Source organism: Cecembia calidifontis (assembly GCF_004216715.1).
Taxonomy (GTDB): domain Bacteria; phylum Bacteroidota; class Bacteroidia; order Cytophagales; family Cyclobacteriaceae; genus Cecembia_A; species Cecembia_A calidifontis.
Genome location: NZ_SGXG01000001.1, coordinates 3,040,904 through 3,063,471, shown reverse-complemented (window position 1 = coordinate 3,063,471; position 22,568 = coordinate 3,040,904). Strand labels below are relative to the sequence as shown.

The 22,568-nt window shown below is 40.8% G+C and carries 19 protein-coding genes and 1 CRISPR repeat array; of the genes, 11 read left to right on the top strand and 8 right to left on the bottom strand.

The features are described 5' to 3' along the window. The 6 genes from BC751_RS13245 (at position 1) to BC751_RS13220 (ending at position 6,009) form a co-directional block, all read left to right on the top strand. The gene (locus BC751_RS13245; protein WP_130275954.1) at positions 1-357 is read left to right on the top strand and encodes a CRISPR-associated protein; all 357 of its coding nucleotides are present in this window, start codon (positions 1-3) and stop codon (positions 355-357) included. Beyond that, on the top strand, positions 354-1,766 hold the full coding sequence (locus tag BC751_RS13240) for an ATP-dependent DNA helicase (RefSeq protein ID WP_130275953.1): 1,413 nt from the start codon (positions 354-356) through the stop codon (positions 1,764-1,766). Before BC751_RS13245 ends, BC751_RS13240 begins: the two co-directional genes overlap by 4 nt. A gap of 117 nt (positions 1,767-1,883) precedes the next feature. Further along, complete coding sequence (gene cas1 / locus BC751_RS13235) at positions 1,884-2,879, top strand: CRISPR-associated endonuclease Cas1 (RefSeq protein ID WP_130275952.1); 996 nt, start codon at positions 1,884-1,886, stop codon at positions 2,877-2,879. After that, on the top strand, positions 2,876-3,904 hold the full coding sequence (locus tag BC751_RS13230) for a CRISPR-associated primase-polymerase type B (RefSeq protein ID WP_130275951.1): 1,029 nt from the start codon (positions 2,876-2,878) through the stop codon (positions 3,902-3,904). Before cas1 ends, BC751_RS13230 begins: the two co-directional genes overlap by 4 nt. A gap of 6 nt (positions 3,905-3,910) precedes the next feature. Further along, entirely contained in the window at positions 3,911-4,393 is a 483-nt protein-coding gene (gene cas2, locus BC751_RS13225) for a CRISPR-associated endonuclease Cas2 (protein ID WP_130275950.1), read from the top strand. Next, positions 4,390-6,009: a DUF7017 domain-containing protein gene (locus BC751_RS13220; protein WP_130275949.1), complete on the top strand. Its 1,620-nt coding sequence runs from the start codon at positions 4,390-4,392 to the stop codon at positions 6,007-6,009. The genes cas2 and BC751_RS13220 overlap by 4 nt, the downstream gene beginning before the upstream one ends. A 143-nt stretch (positions 6,010-6,152) precedes the next feature. Further along, a CRISPR array of direct repeats spans positions 6,153-9,019; the repeat unit is 37 nt; unit sequence GTCAGAGTACCGCATCCACTAAAACAAGGATTAAGAC. Positions 9,020-10,189: 1,170 nt separating this feature from the next. Here the strand turns inward: BC751_RS13220 and BC751_RS13215 are convergent. The 3 genes from BC751_RS13215 to BC751_RS13205 form a co-directional block, all read right to left on the bottom strand. Further along, positions 10,190-11,050 carry a DUF4846 domain-containing protein gene (locus BC751_RS13215; RefSeq protein WP_130275948.1) on the bottom strand — a complete coding sequence of 287 codons (861 nt, stop codon included), beginning with the start codon at positions 11,048-11,050 and terminating at the stop codon, positions 10,190-10,192. A 170-nt stretch (positions 11,051-11,220) separates the two neighbouring features. Continuing rightward, a complete protein-coding gene (locus BC751_RS13210; RefSeq protein ID WP_165389837.1) occupies positions 11,221-11,988 on the bottom strand; it encodes a toxin-antitoxin system YwqK family antitoxin in 768 nt (255 codons plus the stop codon). After that, positions 11,972-12,856, bottom strand: a complete 885-nt coding sequence (locus BC751_RS13205; protein WP_130275946.1) for a toxin-antitoxin system YwqK family antitoxin — start codon at positions 12,854-12,856, stop codon at positions 11,972-11,974. The genes BC751_RS13210 and BC751_RS13205 overlap by 17 nt, the downstream gene beginning before the upstream one ends. Before the next feature lie 886 nt (positions 12,857-13,742). On the opposite strand from BC751_RS13205, the gene BC751_RS13200 reads away from it, so the two are divergent. Next, positions 13,743-14,276 (top strand): hypothetical protein, encoded by a 534-nt coding sequence (locus BC751_RS13200; protein ID WP_130275945.1) that lies wholly within the window; start codon positions 13,743-13,745, stop codon positions 14,274-14,276. 142 nt (positions 14,277-14,418) lie between these two features. Continuing rightward, the gene (locus BC751_RS13195; protein WP_130275944.1) at positions 14,419-14,685 is read left to right on the top strand and encodes an alpha/beta fold hydrolase; all 267 of its coding nucleotides are present in this window, start codon (positions 14,419-14,421) and stop codon (positions 14,683-14,685) included. A gap of 626 nt (positions 14,686-15,311) precedes the next feature. On the opposite strand, the gene BC751_RS13190 is transcribed toward BC751_RS13195, so the two are convergent. Beyond that, positions 15,312-16,619 (bottom strand): IS1380 family transposase, encoded by a 1,308-nt coding sequence (locus BC751_RS13190; RefSeq protein WP_130273823.1) that lies wholly within the window; start codon positions 16,617-16,619, stop codon positions 15,312-15,314. 642 nt (positions 16,620-17,261) lie between these two features. On the opposite strand from BC751_RS13190, the gene BC751_RS13185 reads away from it, so the two are divergent. From BC751_RS13185 to BC751_RS13175, 3 genes are all read left to right on the top strand, one after another. Then, entirely contained in the window at positions 17,262-17,930 is a 669-nt protein-coding gene (locus BC751_RS13185) for a 3-keto-disaccharide hydrolase (RefSeq protein WP_130275943.1), read from the top strand. A gap of 10 nt (positions 17,931-17,940) precedes the next feature. After that, positions 17,941-19,290 (top strand): Gfo/Idh/MocA family protein, encoded by a 1,350-nt coding sequence (locus BC751_RS13180; RefSeq protein ID WP_130275942.1) that lies wholly within the window; start codon positions 17,941-17,943, stop codon positions 19,288-19,290. Between the two features lie 392 nt (positions 19,291-19,682). Beyond that, positions 19,683-20,087: a VOC family protein gene (locus tag BC751_RS13175; RefSeq protein WP_130275941.1), complete on the top strand. Its 405-nt coding sequence runs from the start codon at positions 19,683-19,685 to the stop codon at positions 20,085-20,087. 230 nt (positions 20,088-20,317) lie between these two features. Here the strand turns inward: BC751_RS13175 and BC751_RS13170 are convergent, their stop codons facing one another. From BC751_RS13170 to BC751_RS13155, 4 genes are all read right to left on the bottom strand, one after another. Then, positions 20,318-20,527, bottom strand: a complete 210-nt coding sequence (locus BC751_RS13170) for a hypothetical protein (RefSeq protein WP_130275940.1) — start codon at positions 20,525-20,527, stop codon at positions 20,318-20,320. A gap of 361 nt (positions 20,528-20,888) precedes the next feature. Next, complete coding sequence (locus BC751_RS13165; protein ID WP_130275939.1) at positions 20,889-21,836, bottom strand: DUF4097 family beta strand repeat-containing protein; 948 nt, start codon at positions 21,834-21,836, stop codon at positions 20,889-20,891. Then, positions 21,829-22,212 (bottom strand): TM2 domain-containing protein, encoded by a 384-nt coding sequence (locus tag BC751_RS13160; protein ID WP_130275938.1) that lies wholly within the window; start codon positions 22,210-22,212, stop codon positions 21,829-21,831. The genes BC751_RS13165 and BC751_RS13160 overlap by 8 nt, the downstream gene beginning before the upstream one ends. Continuing rightward, positions 22,205-22,510, bottom strand: a complete 306-nt coding sequence (locus BC751_RS13155) for a DUF2752 domain-containing protein (protein WP_130275937.1) — start codon at positions 22,508-22,510, stop codon at positions 22,205-22,207. The genes BC751_RS13160 and BC751_RS13155 overlap by 8 nt, the downstream gene beginning before the upstream one ends. Between the last annotated feature and the right edge of the window lie 58 nt (positions 22,511-22,568).

The window sequence follows — 22,568 nt, the reverse complement described above, 5'->3', positions numbered from 1 at the left end:
ATGCTCCTCAATCTCTCCAACCACCCCTCTTCTTCCTGGCCAGCTAAGCAAGTATCTCTTGCCAATGAATTATATGGGGAAATCCAAGATATGCCATTCCCACAAATAGACCCTATGATGGATGAAGCAGGGATTCAGGCTTTAGCTTCAGATTACCTACAAAAAATCCTTGCAATCAATCCAAAAGCAGTGCATCTTATGGGTGAGCTTACCTTTTCATTCGAGCTGGTTCAAATGCTCAAAAATCATGGAATAACTGTGATTTCCTCTACCACCCACCGCACCACACAAGAGCACCCCGATGGGACTAAAATATCCAAATTTGAATTTGTCCGATTCAGACATTACTGGCCATGAATACTAATATCCAACTCACTCCCCAACAACAGGAAGCTTTTGATAATATCCTTGAATTTTTGAAGGAACCTGAACATGCCTTTTTTATCCTCAAAGGATATGCAGGTACCGGCAAGACTACCCTACTCCAACAGCTTGCCCAGTACTTGGATGATAAGGAAATTACTTTTTCTTTGCTGGCACCTACCGGTCGGGCAGCTGCGGTTCTCAGTGCAAAAACAGGTTTTTCTGCCAAAACTTTACATTCCGAACTCTATCACTTCAAGGACATAGACGGAGATGCTCCTCCTGATAAAGAAAAAACAGATGTGAATGATTATGGACAAATGCGGCTTTTATTCGAGATCCGAAAACCAGATGAGACCTCTGAAAAGGTCTACATAGTGGATGAAGCCTCCATGATCGGTGATGAGCGCAATGATGACAGTTCATTCGCCTCTTTTGGAACAGGGCATTTACTGACCGATTTCATGACTTTGGTGGGTAACAATAAAGTAATCTTTGCGGGTGATCCATGTCAACTTCCTCCAGTAGGAAGTTTGGAAAGCCCAGCATTGACAGAAGACTTCTTCAGGAAATTAGGCAGAAAAGTTTTCTCTTTTGAAATGACCCAGATCCTTCGACAAAAGCAAGATTCTGAGGTACTCAAACTGGCTACACAGATCCGAAGAATGACCAGTGTGCCCTATAAGACCAAATGGGTAAAAATGCCTGCAAGAAATAGTGAGTGGATACAGCTTGCCGGCTTTGACCAAATGAAGGAAATGTACATCAAAGACCTCTTAGAAAATGGCTCAGATCAGACCATTGCCATTAGCTTGAGTAATTATAACTGCCACCATATCAACCTTGAAGTAAGGATGCGAATGTACGGGAATGCTTACAGACCACTTCAAAAAGGTGACCTACTAATGGTGACCCAAAATAATTATCTGGTTCCACTCACCAATGGAGACTTTGTCGAAGTATTGGATGTGGGGCATGAAGAAAGCATCAAAGGTATCAGCTTTATCCATATTACAGTAAAAGCAAGACTCACCGGAAAAGCCCATGAGACCATGCTATGTCTAGATCCTCTACACAATGGCAACAGTAACCTGAATACTGACCAACAGCGCTTGCTGATGATTGATTTCAGCCAAAGGATGCGTGACAAAAAAATAAAACCCAAGACAGAAACCTACTATGCCGCCATGCAGAAAGACCCCGTACTGAATAGTCTAAGGGCTAATTTTGGCTATGCTGTAACCTGCCACAAAAGTCAGGGAGGTGAGTGGGAAAAAGTATATTTCTTTTTGAATAAAGGAATGTATGTCATGAATCCCCATGAGCTTACCAGGTGGTGGTACACAGGCATCACCAGATCCAAGGAAAAACTTATTCTCGCTCAGGATTGGTGGATAGGCTAACCCAACGTTTGGGGGAGTCAAACCCTCGAAGGTTTTTCAACTTAATTAGAAGGCTAAACTTTTCCAAAGTTTGGAACTTTGAAAAAGTTTAAAATCAAAACTAAACCCAAAAAAACCATGCACTTAGTCATTAATACCTATGGAGCAACCCTGCAAAAAGAAAACGAACTTTTTGTAATCACCACACCAGAGGGAAAACAAAGCTTCCCGCCGGATATTGTTAAGAGCATTAGTATTTCTAAGTCTGCCCGGATCACCAGCGATGTTATCATACTGGCCATCAAACATAAAGTAGAAGTACTTTTTGTTAATGATTTGGGCAATCCTGAAGGTCGTGTCTGGAGCGTTCAATACGGATCGATAAGCAATATCCGAAAAGCTCAGGTCAATTTTTTATATTCCAAAGCTGCATTACCTTGGGTAAAAGAATTAATTTACCACAAGCTGGACTCACAAGTAGCTCTCCTGCTGGCATTACATCCTGAGCCAGATAAACAACAGCTTTATAACTTTTTTAAATCTAGTATCAATAGCATAGAAGATTACAAGAAGAAAGTGCAAGATGTAGAAGGAGAATTTGTTTCCGATGTAGCGCCAACCATCAGAGGCTGGGAAGGCGCTTCTGGTAGAAGATATTTTCAAAGTATTGCCAGGCTGATGCCGAAAACTTATTCTTTTGAATCCAGGGATAGGCAACCGGCACGTGACCCTTTCAATGCTTTGCTCAATTATGCCTATGGAATCCTTTATGGTAAAATCGAAGGTGCGCTCATCAAGGCAGGGATTGACCCCTATGTGGGGATTTTTCATAGAGATGAATACAACAGACCTGCATTGGTCTTTGACATTATCGAAAAATACAGAACCTGGATGGACTATGTGGTCATTCAATTGTGCATGGCTGAAGCTTTTCCTTTAGAATCTTTCGATCAGGAAAACCCTCAATCTGCCCTTTTGTTAGGACCCTTGGCCAAAAGGATTTTGATCCAATCTGTAAATGATTACTTAGGGGAAGTAATCTTACTCAATGGAAAGTCAATGAGCAGAATGTCACATATTGATGAAGACATGCATAAACTGGCCAGATTTTTTACCCAAAATGCAAGTATATGATCAGATTAGGTAAACATATAACCCAGACAGGAGATCAGCTACAGGATATCAGCATAGAAAAATTCCACAAAGCACTCATCAATCCCGAAGGAGAAGTCGCATCACTCCAACGCAGGCTTCAAGCTATCAGAGCAATGGATCCTGCCCAGTACAGAAGGCTTAAAACAACACTGCCTTATGTAGTCTGTGCCCAGTTTCACCCTAAAGTAAGACGAAAGGAAAATTTTCTTTATGCAGACCGCTTCCTGATAGATATCGACCATATCTCGGAAAATGGACTTGAGATTGGCCAACTCAGGGAAAAACTACAAAAGGATAAGAGGGTTGAACTGCTTTTTGCTTCTCCAAGTGGAGATGGGTTAAAAGTGCTGTTCAAAATTGACCCCAAGATCTCTGATCCTGCTTACTATGCCTTGTTCTACAAAGCCTTTTGTATACAGCTTAATCAGGAATATCAACTTGGTGCAGCTTTGGACCACAAAACACATGATGTCAGCCGCTGTTGTTTTGTTAGTTTTGATCCTCAAGCCTACTACAACCCAAACGCAGTTCATCTCCACCCAGAGGCATTTGTAGCAAAAGATTCCCTCTTTGAAATGGAACAAATTGAAAAAAAGGCCAAAGAAATAGAAAAGCAACACAGAGAAGTAATCAAAGAATTACCGAGAGATGAAAAAACAAATACTGGCCAAGATATACCTGATGGAGTGCTCGCTTTTATAAAAGAGAAGACAGGACAAAAGCTAAAAAAGCCCACTGAAAAACACTATGAACAACCAGAGGAACTGGAATGGGTCATGGATAAGCTTCACAACTACCTTAAAGAAATCAATGCCGAAATAGAAGAAGTAAAACCAATAGCTTATGGACGGCAAGTTAAAATACGTTCAGGCACAATCTGGGCTGAAGTCAATGTATTCTTTGGTAAAAGAGGAGTAAGTGTGGTCGGTACTACCAAAACCGGAAGCCATAAAGAATTCGGTAAAACTTTGACAGAATTTCTTAAAGCCAGTTTCCAATCTTAGGACCTAATGCCAAAGCCCCCAAAAAAAGAATTTGACCTCAAAGAAAGAATCCAAAAAATCAGGGATTCTGGAATTTTGGCCCAACCAGATCAAAAATCAATACTTGATCCGGAAGATGAATTACTCCCACTTTCCGGTAGGATTGAAAAAATACTAAATATTTTCCAGGGAAAACCCCAAAAAAGTACCACTATGAACTACCTGATCATGTATGATATAGAAAACAACAAAGTCAGGAGACTGGTAGCCAAATACCTGCTCAAAAACGGCTGCATACGTGTACAAAAATCTGTTTTCCTGGTTCACTCAGACCACAAAAAATTCGAAGAAATCAAACAAACACTTGTAGAAATCAACGATGTATATGAAAATGAAGATAGTATTATTCTGGTACCTCTGAATATCTCAGATGCCAGAAGTATGAAGTTAATAGGTAAAAATGTAAATATTGAGCAAATAATAGACCCACCCAATACGGTATTTTTATGAATCAGCAACTATTGAAACAACTTCGCGCAGAAAATAGATTTGAAGATGCTTACAAACTAACTAAAAACGAACTTCTTCAAAAACAAGATGATATTTGGGCAAAACGTAACCACAGTTGGTCCCTATATTATTTAATCAAAAAACATGTACAGGCTGGACAAACTGTTCAAGCCAAACACTTTCTTGATGAGTTCACTTCTCTTCAGATGCCAATTACTGAAGCTCTTCTTCATGAACGGATGGAATATTTTTTTAAAATACTTAACGAAGGATACTTGCGGGTGAAGCAGCTTGTGGCTGATGGAAAGTACAGTGAGGCATTCGATTTCGAGCTAAAAAAAAACCAGCCTGATACAGATCAACTGTCCTGGATTGTCTATTACTTGCTTAAATCACATAATAAAACTGGAAAACCAGATAACACGGAAACTTTAGGATTACTCAATCGCCATTTCGAATTTTATCGTCCAACCAAAAAGCTGGTCTCCAAACTGATATTACAGGAATTGGTAAAGACCTCCGTTGATTTTTGGTCATTAACCCATCAATCAGTTTATTTAGAAAAAGCAGGACTTTATGATATCCTGGAAGAGGATGATTTTCAAAAACAGGAATGGGAAGGCAAAAAGATAATATCCCTGGCAGAACGTCTTCACATTAGCTATTCTAAGGCTTTGCTAAGAGAAAAGGCAGATGAGGGAAAAATCACTGCTTATATCGAGGAAATTGTAGAGCCAATCTTAGAAACATATCCTGGTATGTTGTATGTGCCCTATTTCAAAGCTAAGCTTTTGTTGGGAACTGGTAATTTAGACACAGGAATAAAAGCATTCTTGCCCTTTGCTAAAAAGAAGTCAGGTGAATTTTGGGTTTGGCAGGTATTTGCGGAAGCCTATGAGGGTGACCTATACCTTTATTTTTCCTGCCTCTGTAAAGCTATGACCTGCAAAACCAAGCCGGAATTCCTATCCAATATACAGGAAAAGCTAATAGCTTATCTGGTAAAAACTGAGCAATATAATTTAGCAAAAGCTGAGCTGGAAAAACTGATGAGGTTAAGAGAAAAACAAGGTTGGGGTTTAAAAAGTAATCACAGACAGTATATGGAAACATCATGGTTTTTCCAATCCCAAGCTGCTTATCTGAATTATTCCGATCACATTGCTCTGGCAGAATCCCTTCTTGAAAACAAATCTACTGAAACCATACTCGTCGTCGTAAATCATGTGAATCGAGAAAAGAAAGTTTTTAGTTTTCTGGTAAATGAACATAAATTTGGTTTTGGCAATTATATTGAAGAACCTAATCTATGGGGGATCTATAAGCTAACAGGGAATTGCGGCACTGGAGATTATTTTCATGTCAAAAAAATTGAAGCTTCAACAAGTAAAGAGCATCCACTACTAAGCCAAGTCTTGGGGAAATTCAACAAGCGGGAGCACAATTCTTTTGGTTTTATCAATGGGAAATTTGTTGAACCAAATTTGGTTGAAAAGCACAGCCTAAAACATAATGATTTAGTAGAAGGTACTGCCTTACTTGCACCGGTAAAAGGTAAAAAAGAATGGGCATGGAAAATGATCTTTATCCAAAAATCAGATAAAGAAAAAGGCTAAAAAAAGCTTTTTAAAATTGAAGAGAAAAGTTTAGATTTGGAAGAGACTGTAGAAAAGATGAAGTTTATTTTCAAAAAACTAAATATTTTTGAGAGGTTTTTCAATCGCAAAATATTGAAAACCAATCAAAACTGGAGTTAGCAGTCAGAGTACCGCATCCACTAAAACAAGGATTAAGACAATGCATAATTTCCTTTTTGAAATGGTTCTGCATGGGTCAGAGTACCGCATCCACTAAAACAAGGATTAAGACTCAGATATTCTGGGCTGTGGGGCATTTTCGAAATCGTCAGAGTACCGCATCCACTAAAACAAGGATTAAGACCTCTTACCTCATTTCCACATAGGCCTATTTGGTCTAGTCAGAGTACCGCATCCACTAAAACAAGGATTAAGACATCATGTTATCAACCATGTCATTAGTTTTAATAACAGTCAGAGTACCGCATCCACTAAAACAAGGATTAAGACGCTGTAACGCCATTCTCTTCGCAAAATTCTTTTAGAGGTCAGAGTACCGCATCCACTAAAACAAGGATTAAGACAAAAATAAAGGGAGTTTCCCCCCTCTATTTAGTTGTCAGAGTACCGCATCCACTAAAACAAGGATTAAGACCGCAAAATACAAATGGGTTGCCCCATGTTTAATAGTCAGAGTACCGCATCCACTAAAACAAGGATTAAGACTATCCTTATTCGAACAAGGTGTCCAAATCCTCGTAGTCAGAGTACCGCATCCACTAAAACAAGGATTAAGACTTTTTGTCATAATTTCTAATGGGTTTAAATGTGTTGTCAGAGTACCGCATCCACTAAAACAAGGATTAAGACTGATTCACACTGAGTATTAGCTGATTAGACTAAAGGTCAGAGTACCGCATCCACTAAAACAAGGATTAAGACGCTTTTCTTTTGAAGCATTGAAATTGCACCCCCCCAGTCAGAGTACCGCATCCACTAAAACAAGGATTAAGACAATACAAATGGGTTGCCCCATGTTTGATTGCCTGACGTGTCAGAGTACCGCATCCACTAAAACAAGGATTAAGACAAACGGATATCCGTTCACATTTACACGAACAACAGCGTCAGAGTACCGCATCCACTAAAACAAGGATTAAGACATTTTAGAGGTATACAACTGCTCACCCTTGGGAAGGTCAGAGTACCGCATCCACTAAAACAAGGATTAAGACGAAGAGTAATGATAGAATGATAATAAAGAAAACAGTCAGAGTACCGCATCCACTAAAACAAGGATTAAGACATTTTAGAGGTATACAACTGCTCACCCTTGGGAAGGTCAGAGTACCGCATCCACTAAAACAAGGATTAAGACGAAGCATAACCCAGTTGATTGAAAACATATTTATTTGTCAGAGTACCGCATCCACTAAAACAAGGATTAAGACTCCTCGTAAGTGGAATTGAAGGACAATTTTGTTCTCGTCAGAGTACCGCATCCACTAAAACAAGGATTAAGACTCTTTTGCAATAGATTTGAAGGATTGACCTTCAGAAGTCAGAGTACCGCATCCACTAAAACAAGGATTAAGACCTCACCACGCAGGGAATGAAATTTAGCAATCGCCATGTCAGAGTACCGCATCCACTAAAACAAGGATTAAGACAATTCTTTTGGAGATATATTGTGTCTCAATGGGGTAGTCAGAGTACCGCATCCACTAAAACAAGGATTAAGACTATACGATATCCATCTGTAATGAATATCATCTTCTAGTCAGAGTACCGCATCCACTAAAACAAGGATTAAGACATGAATATCATCTTCTATTTCATCTTGTCTAAAAGGTCAGAGTACCGCATCCACTAAAACAAGGATTAAGACACCATTCTCATCAACGATGGGTACCAATTTGTACCCGGTCAGAGTACCGCATCCACTAAAACAAGGATTAAGACTGAGAAGAGGTTCACCATTCTCATCAAGGACAGGTTGTCAGAGTACCGCATCCACTAAAACAAGGATTAAGACTTTTACCTCTTGTTTGAGAAGAGGTTCACCATTCGTCAGAGTACCGCATCCACTAAAACAAGGATTAAGACAATCCTCGTCAAGAAACTGTGGTTTTACCTCTTGTTGTCAGAGTACCGCATCCACTAAAACAAGGATTAAGACAAAAAGGATGAGCCCCGAAGGGCCCAATCCATTAATGTCAGAGTACCGCATCCACTAAAACAAGGATTAAGACCTGATTTCTCACCACGTAACGAATGAAATTTAGCGTCAGAGTACCGCATCCACTAAAACAAGGATTAAGACCGTCAAGAAACTGTGGTTTTACCACGTCCATTTTAAGTCAGAGTACCGCATCCACTAAAACAAGGATTAAGACTTCCAGGACATTGCCTTCAGAGTCCGTAAAAAGACCGTCAGAGTACCGCATCCACTAAAACAAGGATTAAGACTTCTTCTACAAATACTTTTTGAAATCCTGCATGGTTGTCAGAGTACCGCATCCACTAAAACAAGGATTAAGACTCTTTGCTATGCCATTTTATGCCATAAGCAAAACCGTGTCAGAGTACCGCATCCACTAAAACAAGGATTAAGACCCTAATGCCGTCAATAGCATGGTTAAAATCATCAATGTCAGAGTACCGCATCCACTAAAACAAGGATTAAGACGCATGTAATATGCATATCTGGCCGTATTTGTGATTGTCAGAGTACCGCATCCACTAAAACAAGGATTAAGACCTTTCATACCATGATTTCAAAACCGTAATCATCCGTCAGAGTACCGCATCCACTAAAACAAGGATTAAGACTTTACTACAAAGGCTTTAAACCTATGATCAGATCTAGTCAGAGTACCGCATCCACTAAAACAAGGATTAAGACAGCTCAAACCCCGAATCCCCATCTAAGCTTCCGTGTCAGAGTACCGCATCCACTAAAACAAGGATTAAGACATTCCCATCCATTTCCCAGTAGTAGAGGTCATCCTCGTCAGAGTACCGCATCCACTAAAACAAGGAGGACCGAGCGCTAAAAAAACCATCCCTTAGGATGGTTTTAGCGAGGGGCCAGGTTGCAGGGGGGACTGGACGTTAGGAAAATGTCCCTGTGGATATTTTTAGGCCTGGGCCAGCATGCAGCGCAGGATTATAATATCATAAGAGTACTGTCCCGATATCGTTCCTCATCGGGATAAACTATCCACTATAACAAGGAGGACCGAGCGCTAAAAAAACCATCCCTTAGGATGGTTTTAGCGAGGGGCCAGGTTGCAGGGGGGACTGGACGTTAGGAAAATGTCCCTGTGGATATTTTTAGGCCTGGGCCAGCATGCAGCGCAGGATTATAATATCATAAGAGTACTGTCCCGATATCGTTCCTCATCGGGATAAACTATCCACTATAACAAGGAGGACCGAGCGTTAAAAAACCATCCCTTAGGATGGTTTTAGCGAGGGGCCAGGTTGCAGGGGGGACTGGACGTTAGGAAAATGTCCCTGTGGATATTTTTAGGCCTGGGCCAGCATGCAGCGCAGGATTATAATATCATTAGAGTACTGTCCCGATATCGTTCCTCATCGGGATAAACTATCCACTATAACAAGGAGGACCGAGCGTTAAAAAACCATCCCTTAGGATGGTTTTAGCGAGGGGCCAGGTTGCAGGGGGGACTGGACGTTAGGAAAATGTCCCTGTGGATATTTTTAGGCCTGGGCCAGCATGCAGCGCAGGATTATAATATCATTAGAGTACTGTCCCGATATCGTTCCTCATCGGGATAAACTATCCACTATAACAAGGAGGACCGAGCGTTAAAAAACCATCCCTTAGGATAGTTTTAGCGAGGGGCCAGGTTGCAGGGGGGACTGGACGTTAGGAAAATGTCCCTGTGGATATTTTTAGGCCTGGGCCAGCATGCAGCGCAGGATTATAATATCATAAGAGTACTGTCCCGATATCGTTCCTCATCGGGATAAACTATCCACTATAACAAGGAGGACCGAGCGTTAAAAAACCATCCCTTAGGATAGTTTTAGCGAGGGGCCAGGTTGCAGGGGGGACTGGACGTTAGGAAAATGTCCCTGTGGATATTTTTAGGCCTGGGCCAGGTTGCAGGGCAGGAAATAATGAAGAATTATTTGAGATTGATTTCCCATTCCGAGGATAATCACTATTTCATTCATCCATTAAACATTTCTAAAACCTCCTCACCCCCACCTCTCTCAACCAAAACCGCTTATGCCAAAAGTGTCCCGACTGGGGAATTTTGAACCAGGGACTGATGCCGGAATGCCCACTTTTGACGATATGGACCGATTGGGCAGGGGTATAGCCCTGGGCAAGCAGGTAAATGGCTTCACCTTTGGCATTCTTAGCCTTGTCCACAATAATCACTGCATGGCCCGGACTGCCGGGCTGAACGATTACGTCCCCGATTTGGTACTCACTTTTTCGGTTGATTTGTTTCATATCCCTATGCAAAGAGATCGTCCCGGCATACATAAAGACAATATCCAAATAGTTTCTAAAGGCCTCGTAGGAATGATCCGCAGGGGCAGTTTGCCTGAAGCTCACCTGATTCCCCTTTACCTCGGGACGCATCCCCAAAGCAAAATCCTTCCAAGCAAAGGCATGTCCGGAGGTAAACTTAAATGCAATGTCTTCTTGTTGATTCTTTCCCCACAGGTATTCTGCCCGCAAGCGGATAATGGCATCGGCACATTGCTGCAGGTCTTTCTTGCCCACATCTATGTCCAGGACCGCCACATGGCTTTTTTGGTCAGAAATGGGTTTGCCCGTATAATCCAGAACCGGTCTACCCGGGGGCAACAAAGGGAAATCCTGCAAATATGCCGCCCAGCTTCCTGATGGGGCTTTAACTTTTTGAAAGCCCTTCGGTGCGGGAAACCTTTCAAAGATGGTTTTAGCAGAATGCTGCCCGGTAAAATCCTCCCCTACCGGTTCAGGCTGTTTCTGTCTGCAGGAACCAAAAACAAGCATACTGCCAACTAACAAAACCAATAACCTTATTTTGTAAGATCTTAAAGATTTTGACATAAGACGATAAACAAAAACAGTCAAAAATATCAAAAAAACTAAAACTCCAGTCTTAGAAAGTAACTTCCAAAGCCGGAAAAATTGGTCATAATCGCTATAAACCTGATTATAAGCCTAATATTTTATTTTTAATTCTACACTTTAAAAGAATATAGCTGAAGGAAATGAAATCAACTCTTTACTTTAGAAACCTTCCACTTTCTTCTCAAATCACCGTAATCAAATCGGGCAGTTTTGACAAGCCGCCCATCTTCAGAATATACAGTCCATTTGCCTTCTTTAAAATCATCTTCAAATTGTCCGATTGCCTTTATATTTCCATTTGGATAAAAGGATTTATAACTGCCGTTTTTTTGATCATCTTTGAAATAGGCAATTACTTTCGGCCTCGAATTAGGATAAAAAGAACGGTATTCTCCATGTTTAATTCCCTCTTTATATGTAGCAATTATCTTGATCCTGCCATCAGGATAAAAATTTTTACATATTCCCTCTAAGCCGTCTTCTTTGTAGTGAAGAATACTTTTCATATTCCAATTGGGATAATGGACCCACCATTCCCCATGTCTCATATCATTTTTGTAAAAACCTTGGATTTTCAGGCTTCCATTTGGATAAAAGACGAAAAATCCCCCTTCTCGACTATCTTTTTCATAAGAAACAAATGCTTTCAGATTTTTCGAGCTTGGATAAAAAAATTCCCAAAGACCTTCCATGTGATAGTCTTTAAAATATCCGATGACTTCGACATCCCCTTGTGGACCCAATTCTACAAAAGGCCCATCTGTGATAAAACTTATTTCCCCTTTCATACCAAAAATTGGAAATCCGGTTTTAAAAGATCCATCGGGATGAAATCTTTCTCTGTAAATGGGTTTTTCTTTTTCATCAAATAATATTTTGTCCTGAATGATGCCCTGTTTATGAGTATTCTTCATAGTGGAGCCAGCCTCTTTCATCATAAAGCCGCCAGGTACCGATTTTCATTCCTTTATCGTAAGTGCCGGCATATTTCAAGTTTCCATTAGTATGATAATACCATGCAAATCCAGACTTAAGACCATGCTCATAGACCTCAATCTTCTTTTTTTTGCCATCCATGGTATAAAGTTCAAAAGCACCTTCCTGTACCCCGTTCTTATAGCGTCTCCTGTATAAGAGTCTGCCAAAATGATAGTAATTCTCCATCTGATGCTCAGGAATATCTTCTCCGGCCAGGACACGCTTAAGAAGCTTCTCATTGTAATGATAAATTTCAAGCATTTTAAATTGACCTTGTTCATCAAAATAATGCCACTTCCCAGCTCTTACGCCCTGTTTATAAGTACCCCTAATTGCAATTTTTCCATTTTGATGATAAGATTCATAAATACCATCCTTCATCCCTTCAATGTACCTTATTTGTAGTTTAAGTTTCTTATTAGGATGGTACAACAAAAAGTATCCGTCTAGAACTCCGAAATTGTACTTGGCTTTCTTAATACAAACTCCCTTCTTATTGTAATCGAAAAACCTACCATGTTTTAGCCCATCAAAATGACGGGATTTGTGAAGCAATACCCCTTTGTCGGAATACCTGTAAAAAGTACCATGCTTCTTCCCTTCTTTAAAAAATTGCCGAATAAAAATCTTACCATTGGGAAAATACCAGACCCATTCTCCATGGGGAACTCCATTCCTGAACCGTTCAACTCTTTTAACCTGACCATCTGGATAATAAGCTGTTATTTTTCCATGCTTTTGCTTTGTTTGATTGCCTGTCTTTACTTCATTGTTTGGGATGGGGTGGAGGGTTTTAATGAGCATTCAAATTTGGTTTTATGGTCCGTTTTTCAATTTTTGGGGACACAATATACTAAAAATTTAGCATTTGATAAAACTCTGTATTTTAACTTATTGAAAATAAGCTATTTAAAAACACAAATCAAAAAGACCTTCCCTAAATTCGGATCTTCAGAAGACTTTTCCTTTCCAAACATTATAGACAGATTCTCCAAATCCTGATCCTTGCTCAACTTTTACAATCCGAAGGAACATTTACTTTCTATGGTTTTGACAAATAGCTATTTCACGCGGCGATCGCTGCGACTTCGCTGCGCCCGCCGTGTGAAACCTTTTGTCATTTGATAATCCGTAAATGCCCAAATTTTTAAATCTCGGAATGAGAAGGACAGGCCTTCCTCAACTTTTCTCCGCTTTTTAACAGAAGGCATTCAGCTCCAGAATTTTCTAGGATGCTCTTTCCAAAATCCGCCTTTCGACATCCGAAATTCAATTCATCACCAATTCGACCATGTTCCATTCATCAGATTGCCGAACCCAAAATTATTCCTTAGGCCAAAGGAGCTAGTCCTTACTTCTTATTACCTCCCGAAAAAAGCGACCACAAGATCAACCATATTCCTACAAAAAGTAAAATAAAAGCCCAAATTATACTTAATAAGCCCATATTGATGCAAATGATGTATCTCTAATTTAGGGAATAATTTTCAGAAATTGTACTCCTTAGTTCTTTTTACGACAACTGATGTCGCAATAAATTACAGCACCAAACTTTTTCGTAAATTTTCGTTTAAGAAGTACATGCGCACAGGTATCGCCTTTTTCCCAAACTCCTCATTTGGAAGGGGGGAAAAAGCGGTTCATAGTTTTTGTTTGTCATTTACTATTATACCCAAAATCCAAAATAACCATGAAAATCCTTTCTCTATCCCTATTGGCTATCTGTATCAGTCTCGGCCTTCGTGCACAGACCTTTCAGACCTTTCCTGCCCAAAATGGAATCCCTTCCATACTGCCCAATACCACAGTGAAACCGGCTACCACCAACAGCAATTCCTTCAATGTTTACCAGCACCAAAACGGGATTCAGAACATTACGCCCTCCCAAGTGATTCAGGTCAATCCCAATGGAACGAAAGAAATCTACAATACCCAATACGGGATCAGAGAAATTACCCCCGCACAGGTCATCAAATCGAACATGACCGGAGGTTATGATATCTATGATACCCAGTACGGGATACCCAATATTACCCCATCCAAAAGCATCCAACCCAATTACCAAGGGGGCTATGATGTCTATAACAATAACCATGGCATCCGGGAAATTACCCCTGCCAAGACATTAAAACCCAACCAAAGCGGTGGTTTCGATGTCCACCAAAACCAAAACGGTATCCCTTCCCTCCTACCCAATACCGTTATCAAAAAACGGGATGACTAGGGAAAGACATCGTCATTTTTGAAGAAGCTGAAATTCTAGTTAAGTTTATAATTCATCCATCAATAAATTTGACCTATAGGTTAAAAACCCAAAAAACAGGTCAAGGGATATCAATGAGTACAAACCTTAACTGGATTTAAAAATGCAGGCAATCAGACGGATTAAAGTGGGGGATTTGGAGTTTGACTGCCGGGAGGCAGGAGATCAGAAGAATCAGGCCATTATCCTACTGCATGGCTTCCCGGAAACGTCTATTATGTGGATCCGCTTGATGGACAAGCTGGCCGCTTTGGGATTCTACTGCCTGGCCCCTGATATGCGCGGCTACAGTGCCCATGCCTGTCCCAATGGAGTAAAAAAGACATGGCCATTGGGGCCGCCGCCGCTGAACACAACCATCAGTATATGAAGGGGGATTATACTTTCCTGGCCCTTAATGGCGGGCATTGGCTGATGCAGACCAATTATGAGGAAGTGGAAAAAGCGGTCATTGAGCATGTGACAGCGTAAAAAAATCTATCAGATCAATGGTTGGGAAGGGTTAACTCGAACTCTAAAACATTATAAAAGTAATGTTAAGTGTCTAAATTGAGATGAGAAATAAAAGTTAAAGAAAAAAAGCATAAAAACTGACAACGAAATCGTCTAAGTAGGGAGGGGAGGAATGAATTTCGTCCGGGCCGGCGTTGGCCTTGCGGGTAGAAGGATTCGAAATTCTTGATTTTTTTGGTTACTTTTTTTATCAAGAAAAAAAGTGACAAAAAGTAAATGCTAAAAATCTACTCAGTCAGGTTAATTTATACCTAAAATCCGCAGGATTTTAGTTTGGAGATTTGAATCTGCTTGTTTGTGTTCATTTTTGGTCTAGTTCGGGAATTTCTTCCCTTTGATTGAAGAGTGTTCATAGTTTTGAGACAATGGATTTTAGGTTTGAGGATAAAATGGACGGTTTTTTTCCTCAATTTTAATGGAAAAGGCATACCTCTTCCCTGTAAATCTTTATTTTTTGAGCTCCTGAGGGGTTTTTATCTGAATTTAGTTCAAAATCGGCTTGTAATCCTTACTCGTGAACAGTTTGAGCACTTCTCTTCTTCCCGTTCTTATCCACTTGGCTGAAACAGTGATAAATCTGAAGATAAACTTCTTGAGCCTGTCGGTAGGCTTAAGCCAATCAACTTTTCTGGAATACTCTCCAATGATATAGGTGTAAAAATTGGCATACATAGCCGTCATAAGCATAAAGGAGGTATTCTCTGCAAGGAACGAACAGGGCAACTTAGACCAGCCAAAGTCATTGTTGAGTACATCAAACAAGCGTTCGCTTGCACCCCGGGCGTTATAAAACCTTACAACAGCTTCATTGGACGATGTATGTTCATTGGTCAGAATAGCCCTGTAAGTAAATGCATCTCCACTAAACACATCTGCCTGCCCGTCTTTACGCCTGATTCTGGTAATGACCAGCCTGTAAGACCTGTCTTTACCGAAAGGTTTGTAGTCGGATAGGTCAGTAACTTCCATTTCCTGTACACCCAAACGTATTTTCTGCCACTTCTCAGGGGCTATACTTCCAAGGATATTATCCAGTTTGGCACATCTGTTTGCCCGTATATAAAAGCTTTCGGTATGTGCTTCCAGTGTGCGGAGAACTTCTTCCTGATAGGATGCTGAATCGGCTCTGAACCTTCCGATACGGATATTTTCATTGGTAAGCTGCCCAAACATGCGTGTAAGTGTATCAGCCTGCAAATATTTGGCCTGACTGTTGCCATTTCTGCCCTCTACGTACACAGGAATGGCCTGTGAAAATTCAGGATGTGCTATGGAAGCTACACCTGGCTGATATCCATAGACGTGTTTATATGTCTTTTTTGAATCGTACTTTTCAGTTGGAATGACGGTGTTGTCATAATCGAGGTCGTAAGCAACACCTGACTTGAGTAATCCGGTCTTACAAGCTGATTTTAACAACAAGCTGTTGAGTTTTCCATTGATATTAAATTCATGGCTTACTCCACTGGACGGATTTATAAAGAGTTCTGTATCAACAGCAAGCTCTTTGATACCTCTCAGAATTGTATCGGCACTGCATACTGAAAATGAAGGGACCTGTTCAAGTGCGTCTCTCAAGTGAACATTGATATCTTCAGTACAGTCGCCACCATTAAAGAAAATAGCCATATGATTGGCGAAAATGTCACTGTATGAAAACCCTCCCCTTAAGGCTCTAACCCCCAATTGATTATCAATGAGTTCTGGGAGACCAGAATTTTTGAAAGAGTTAAAAACAAAATTAAAACCTCCGAAAGGTGTGATTTTTTCTGTCGAATTCGTAATTTTCATACCGCTTATCAAGGATGTGTGGTAACACCTAAATAAGTGAAAAAAAAACGAGCCGGAAAAGCCTGAATTGAATAAATTCAGCCACTTTTTCGGCTTTTTTTAAATCCGCCCTGCGGATTTAAGGTTATAATTTATGTTTTGTTCCCAATGACGGGTAAGTTAGATGGAAATATTCCCGTTCTTTAGTCCAAAAAATTCCTAAACCAAGAAGCCTAAAAAGCGAAACATTTTCCTCATCCTGCGTCTGGCAGGTGTGCTAATCATCATTCATCCATGCCTTACGAAGGAAGGAATGGTTTAATTCTCAATAAGTGCAGCTTTTATCAGTGTTAATCTGTATTTATCTGTGGTCAATTCCAAAAAGCGCAGCTTTTAACCCAGCCTGCATCTGGCAGGTGTGTTACTTGTACTGAGCGAAGTCGAAGTATCAGTGTTCATCATCATTCATCGGTGGTTAAATTCCCAAAAAGCGCAGCTTTATTTTCCTTAGTGCATTTAGGGTTTCAATAAAATTGAAGCTTTTCTTAATTTTTTCAACAAGTTCTATGATTTAGATTATTTTTTAATAAATTGAATGACTCAAAACACCACAGGTTGAATAATCCCGAATTTTCCTAATCTTAGGGACTCAAGCACCTCATAATGAAGAAAATTAGCTTTTACCTCACAGCCGCTCTACTCCTTGGTTTTGGTGCTGCCCAAGCCCAGGAAATCCCGGAAAGTGAATTTACCCCCCTTTTCAACGGTAAAGACCTGGACGGATGGGTCGGCAATAAAACGGCTTACTGGGCTGAAAATGGCAGGATCGTCATTGACCCAAAAGGCGGTGGCGGAGGAAATCTTTTTACTGAAAGAGAATATGGCAATTTTATACTGAGATTTGAATTCCTTTTGACCCCAGGGGCTAACAATGGCCTTGGCATCCATGCACCTTTAGAAGGAGATGCCGCCTATGTGGGCAAAGAAATCCAGATCTTGGACAATGAGGCCGAGAAATATGCCAACTTGCATGACTACCAATTCCACGGTTCCGTTTATGGGGTGATGCCCGCCAAACGCGGCTATCTGAAAGCTCCGGGAGAATGGAACCAGCAAGAGGTCTTTGTCCAGCATCCCTATATCAAGGTGATCCTCAACGGTACCACCATTTTGGAAGGGGACTATTTGGAAGCCAGCAAAAACGGCACCTTGGACCAAAAAGAGCACCCAGGGCTTCAAAGAAGCAAGGGCCACATTGGGTTTTTGGGACATGGCGACGTAGTCCATTTCAGAAATATCAGAATCAAAGAATTACCGGCAACAAACAATTAATAATATCCCAATGAAGAAAAATTTTCAGGTGATCAACCGTAGGGACTTTTTGGTAAAGTCCGCATTAGGAGCTGCAGGATTGGCTTTAGCTCCGCACATCCTGGCACAAGCCAAAGCAGCAGGCAAATTAAGAACGGTCCATATAGGCTTGGGTGCAATGGGCATGGAGGACCTGGCAGCCATTGCTTCACACCCCGAAGTGGAAGTCGTAGGTTTGTGCGATGTGGACAGCAAGATGCTGGAGCGGGCAAAGGCCCTTTATCCTAAAGCCAAGACTTATCCAGACTACAGAGTGATGTTGAAGGACATGAAAAATGAGTTTGATGCCGTGGTGGTATCCACCCCGGATCATACCCATGCTCCGGCATCCTTGATGGCAATGGAAATGAATAAAGCGGTCTATTGCCAAAAACCTCTAACCCACCATGTGACCGAAGCCAGGGCCATGAAAAAAATGGCCAAAGAAAAGAACCTGGTGACACAGATGGGGATTCAGGTGCATTCCTTTTATGATTATAAGTTGGCCACACTGCTGATCCAATCCGGGATTATAGGAAAAGTGCATACCGTAAGGGCATGGTCTCCCAAAAACTGGGGATTCGATGGACCTGAACCTACAGGAAGCGATCCCGTTCCAGCCAATTTGAACTGGAACCTGTGGTTGGGCACAGCCCCCAAACGCCCCTACAAGGAAGGGTATTACCATCCTGGCAACTGGAGGAAAATCATGGATTTTGGTTGCGGAACCCTGGGGGATATGGGTGTACATATTTTTGATACCCCTTACAACGCCCTGCAACTGGATGTGCCGCGTACCATCAGAACTGAATGCCGGCAACCCACGGGTTTTGGATTCCCAGAAAACAACATCGTCACTTATGAATTTCCCGCTACTCCTTACACCACCGAGACACTGAAGTGGGTATGGTATGATGGCCCTGGCGCTCCGGCGGAACACGAGGACCTGAAACTCCCCAATGGGGACAAACTACCAGAACAAGGTGCCATGTTCATGGGAGAAAAAGGGAGACTGCTCTTGCCACATTTCATGGAACTTCCCCGTTGGATTGTAGATGGAAAATACAAAGAATTTGATGTGAAGCCCTTCAATCTCGGCAATCCCGTGCAGGACTACAATGAGGAAAGCAAAAAACATTACCATCAGTTTGTGGATGCCTGTTTGGGCAAAGGGGAATGCACCGCGCCTTTTGAATACTCCGCACGACTAACCGAAACCATCCTTCTCGGGGTAATTGCAGGAAAGTTCCCGAATGAAACCCTCCATTGGGACAGCAAAAAAGCGCGGTTTGCCGAGAAAAAAGCCAATAAGTTCCTGGGCGGCAAGTACCGGAAATTCTAAAAAAATACAACCTGCCTTGGGCGCGAAGGATCAAATCCTTTGCGCCTTTTTGTTGCAAATTGGTGCAATTAGTGGACAGTCATCTGCGGATTGAAAATCCGCCCTATCGCTTCACGAAATTACAAATTCCGAGAAGCCAAAAAAGAGAAGTTTATATCTCTATACATCTTCGTTCTACCAACTTGCATAAGTGTTAAATTCGCTCGGATTCAAATCAAACTCAGCTTAAAAATAAATTATACTTTCATCAAACTCAAATTGCATTTCAATATTACATAATTGAATTTAATTGCATTTTTCAAAATTTTAATATTTTTTTTTCGTGTTTTCAACAGTAATTAGCTATATTTGATACGTTTTAAAACAAAATCTATTGTTTAACCCCGTATGATATGCCCGCAGTAAAAACTAGACCGAACAAGGTACTTACCTCAAGAATGATCGCTAACCTTTTTTCAGACAAACTCCAGGAAAGCAAAGAGTTCTATGAGAAAATCCTGGACTTCAAAGCAGAGTTCGAAAGTACCTGGTACATCAACCTCAAGTCCAAGGACGGATTCTTGGAAATCGGGCTTTTTCCAAAAGATACGGACCTGATTCCAAGTAATTATGTTCAAACCACCTCCGGACTCAACCTGGCTTTTGTAGTCAATGACCTTGACGAAGTCTATGAAAGGGCACTGAACATGAATGCCACTATCGTCCTTAAACCGGAAGATGAATTTTACGGACAAAGAAGGATGCTCATCGAGGACCCCAACGGTTTGCTCTTGGACATTTCATCAAGAATTTCATAACTCTGCGATTCCCAATTAATCACCCACCGGAAAAGGCTGTTTCATCTTAGAAAATGAAGCAGCTTTTTTATTTCCCAACATTCAAAAACCAAAAATGTCCGACGGCCAAAGACCGCCGGACATCCCCAGACCTAAACACATTTATCCGATCCTAAAAAAATAAAATACCTACAAACACTTTCCTAAAAAATTTCTCTACCTCAAACTTACCCTGAAAAAGACGCTTGTTATTAAGCCATTGCCTTTTTGTTCTCCTCTGCTGAGGACCTCAAATAAAAATAGATAAAGCCAAGCTGTGGCAATACCAACAAAAGGATTTTAGGCATCAAAGAACCGCTACCATTTACCTGAACACCAAGCAAATTGGAAATAGTCAAAACGGTTACAACCGCCAAAAGCGCAAAGACATTGGCCAAGATCAATTTAGTCTTACTTTTCATAATTATTCTGGTTGATTAAACATGGTTTAAAAATTGAACAACATTAAAATTAAATGTCTCTTTTCGGTCTAAAACATTGAATTTTATGCTAAGATGGGACAAAAAAATTAAATTCCAAACACCTGAAAACCAATCAAAAACATGCAGAAGGGCACTTTTTTGACCCGCACCAACTATGTAAACTGTTAATTGTAGGTCACCAAAAAGAATATGCATTTTGCCCTAAAATCACCCTGAAAAAAAAATTAAAAAAATTTTCATTTTTTTTAAATGTCGAATCCATGGAAGCCCCAAAAACAAAAAAATCCAGCATCTCTCAACACTGGATCGAATGAAAAAACTTAACCCTTATTTACTTTGCTTAATTATTGATCCGGATACTGCCACTACTTACACTTCCCTTGATGGTGTGGGCCGAACCGTTGTCAATTTTTACATTCTTGCCGGAGTCCCTGTCACCTACCTTTACAGAACCACTTGAGGCACTCAGGTCAAAGTTAAAGTCTTCAAGATTGGAGTAAGTTTGAATCTGAACACTTCCTGAATTGGCATTCAGTTTGGTTTCAGGACCCAAACCTGAATTATCTGCCCTAATGCTTCCCGAAGTAGCGCTCAAATTTCCTAATTCCTTCACGCCTTCAAGCCTGATTGACCCGGAGTTTACCTTTGCATCTACCCTGCCCTCCACATTTTCAAATCTCAGGTTACCCGAACTTCCTTTCGCTTCTATATTACCAACCACTTCCGACAGACGGATTTGACCTGAATTTACCTGTGCATGGATATCCCCATATAAGCCTTCCCCACTAATATTTCCGGAACTTGCCTCCAAACGCATATCATCCACTTCCAATTCAGACAATTTGATGCTGCCCGAATTTACCCTTAAATCAATTTTGTCATGTTTGACATGCATCACATCAATGGTACCAGAAGTATTGGTGAAATTTAATTTGATTTCATCCGGACCTATAAGGCTGATAAATCCATTGAACCTACTTCCAAAATTCCATCCACTGAAGGTAGCATCCCCTACAACTTCAATTTTCAGTTTGGATCCGGACTTCCTAAATTTGATATCCACTCCGCTGCTTTCGGGGACTTCCAGAAAGGCATTCATGAAAACCTCAGGTTCTCCTTCCCTGCCTTCATAAGACACTTCCAGAAATCTTCCATCCAATTCGATCTCTTTGATGTCTGAGAAGGTTTCCTCATAATCTTTGGTATAGGTCTTTTCAGATACGGTACAGGAACTTAATAAAATCCCCATACCCAAAATTCCGGTGATGAAATAAACAGCTTTATTCATTTCCTGAGCCACTTGGAGAAGTTTGACCACCATTTGACATCATAGACAAGGTTTCATGAGCTACCTTGATATTGTATTCATAAGCCAGGCTTTTGTAATTCACCAGGTCAACTATGGTGCCTATAAAACAAAGACCCAAAGTAAGGATATACAAGATCCCAAGTCCAATCTGACCCAATATAAACCTATGCAAACCTGCAAAGCCAAAAAAGCCCAATAAACAGAGGATCAATATCATCTGATTATCTTTTCTTCTCGCCCTATAAACCTGGGCAAAAAGACTTGCCTGTTCGTCATCCATATTTTTGAGGATGCCCTGAATATAACCCAATTCCATTCCTTCCAATTCCGGAAGATGTCTCAATACATTAGCCATAGTGTTTTGTTGTTTTGATGTTTCTTATGAGTTGAATAATCCTGTAAAGAATCACAGCAAAGGCAAACATAGCCAAGGGATGCATAGACCAAGAGGCTTGTATGTCCCCTTTTGCCAGCAAACTCATGGCTCTGCCCAGGCCGCAACCAGGACACCATTCCAAACCCAGATTATCCAAAGGACATAGACTGAAATGATGTGGACCATAAGGATCAATCAGCAGGATACCGATCAAGGCCCCTATCCAAAAGATCAACTCCACAGGAAGAAGTTGCCATATTGTAGCGATTCTTTTCATTGATTCATTAAAATACGAAAAGAATGCCATAACCAAAAAAGGGCCAAATTTTATGTTT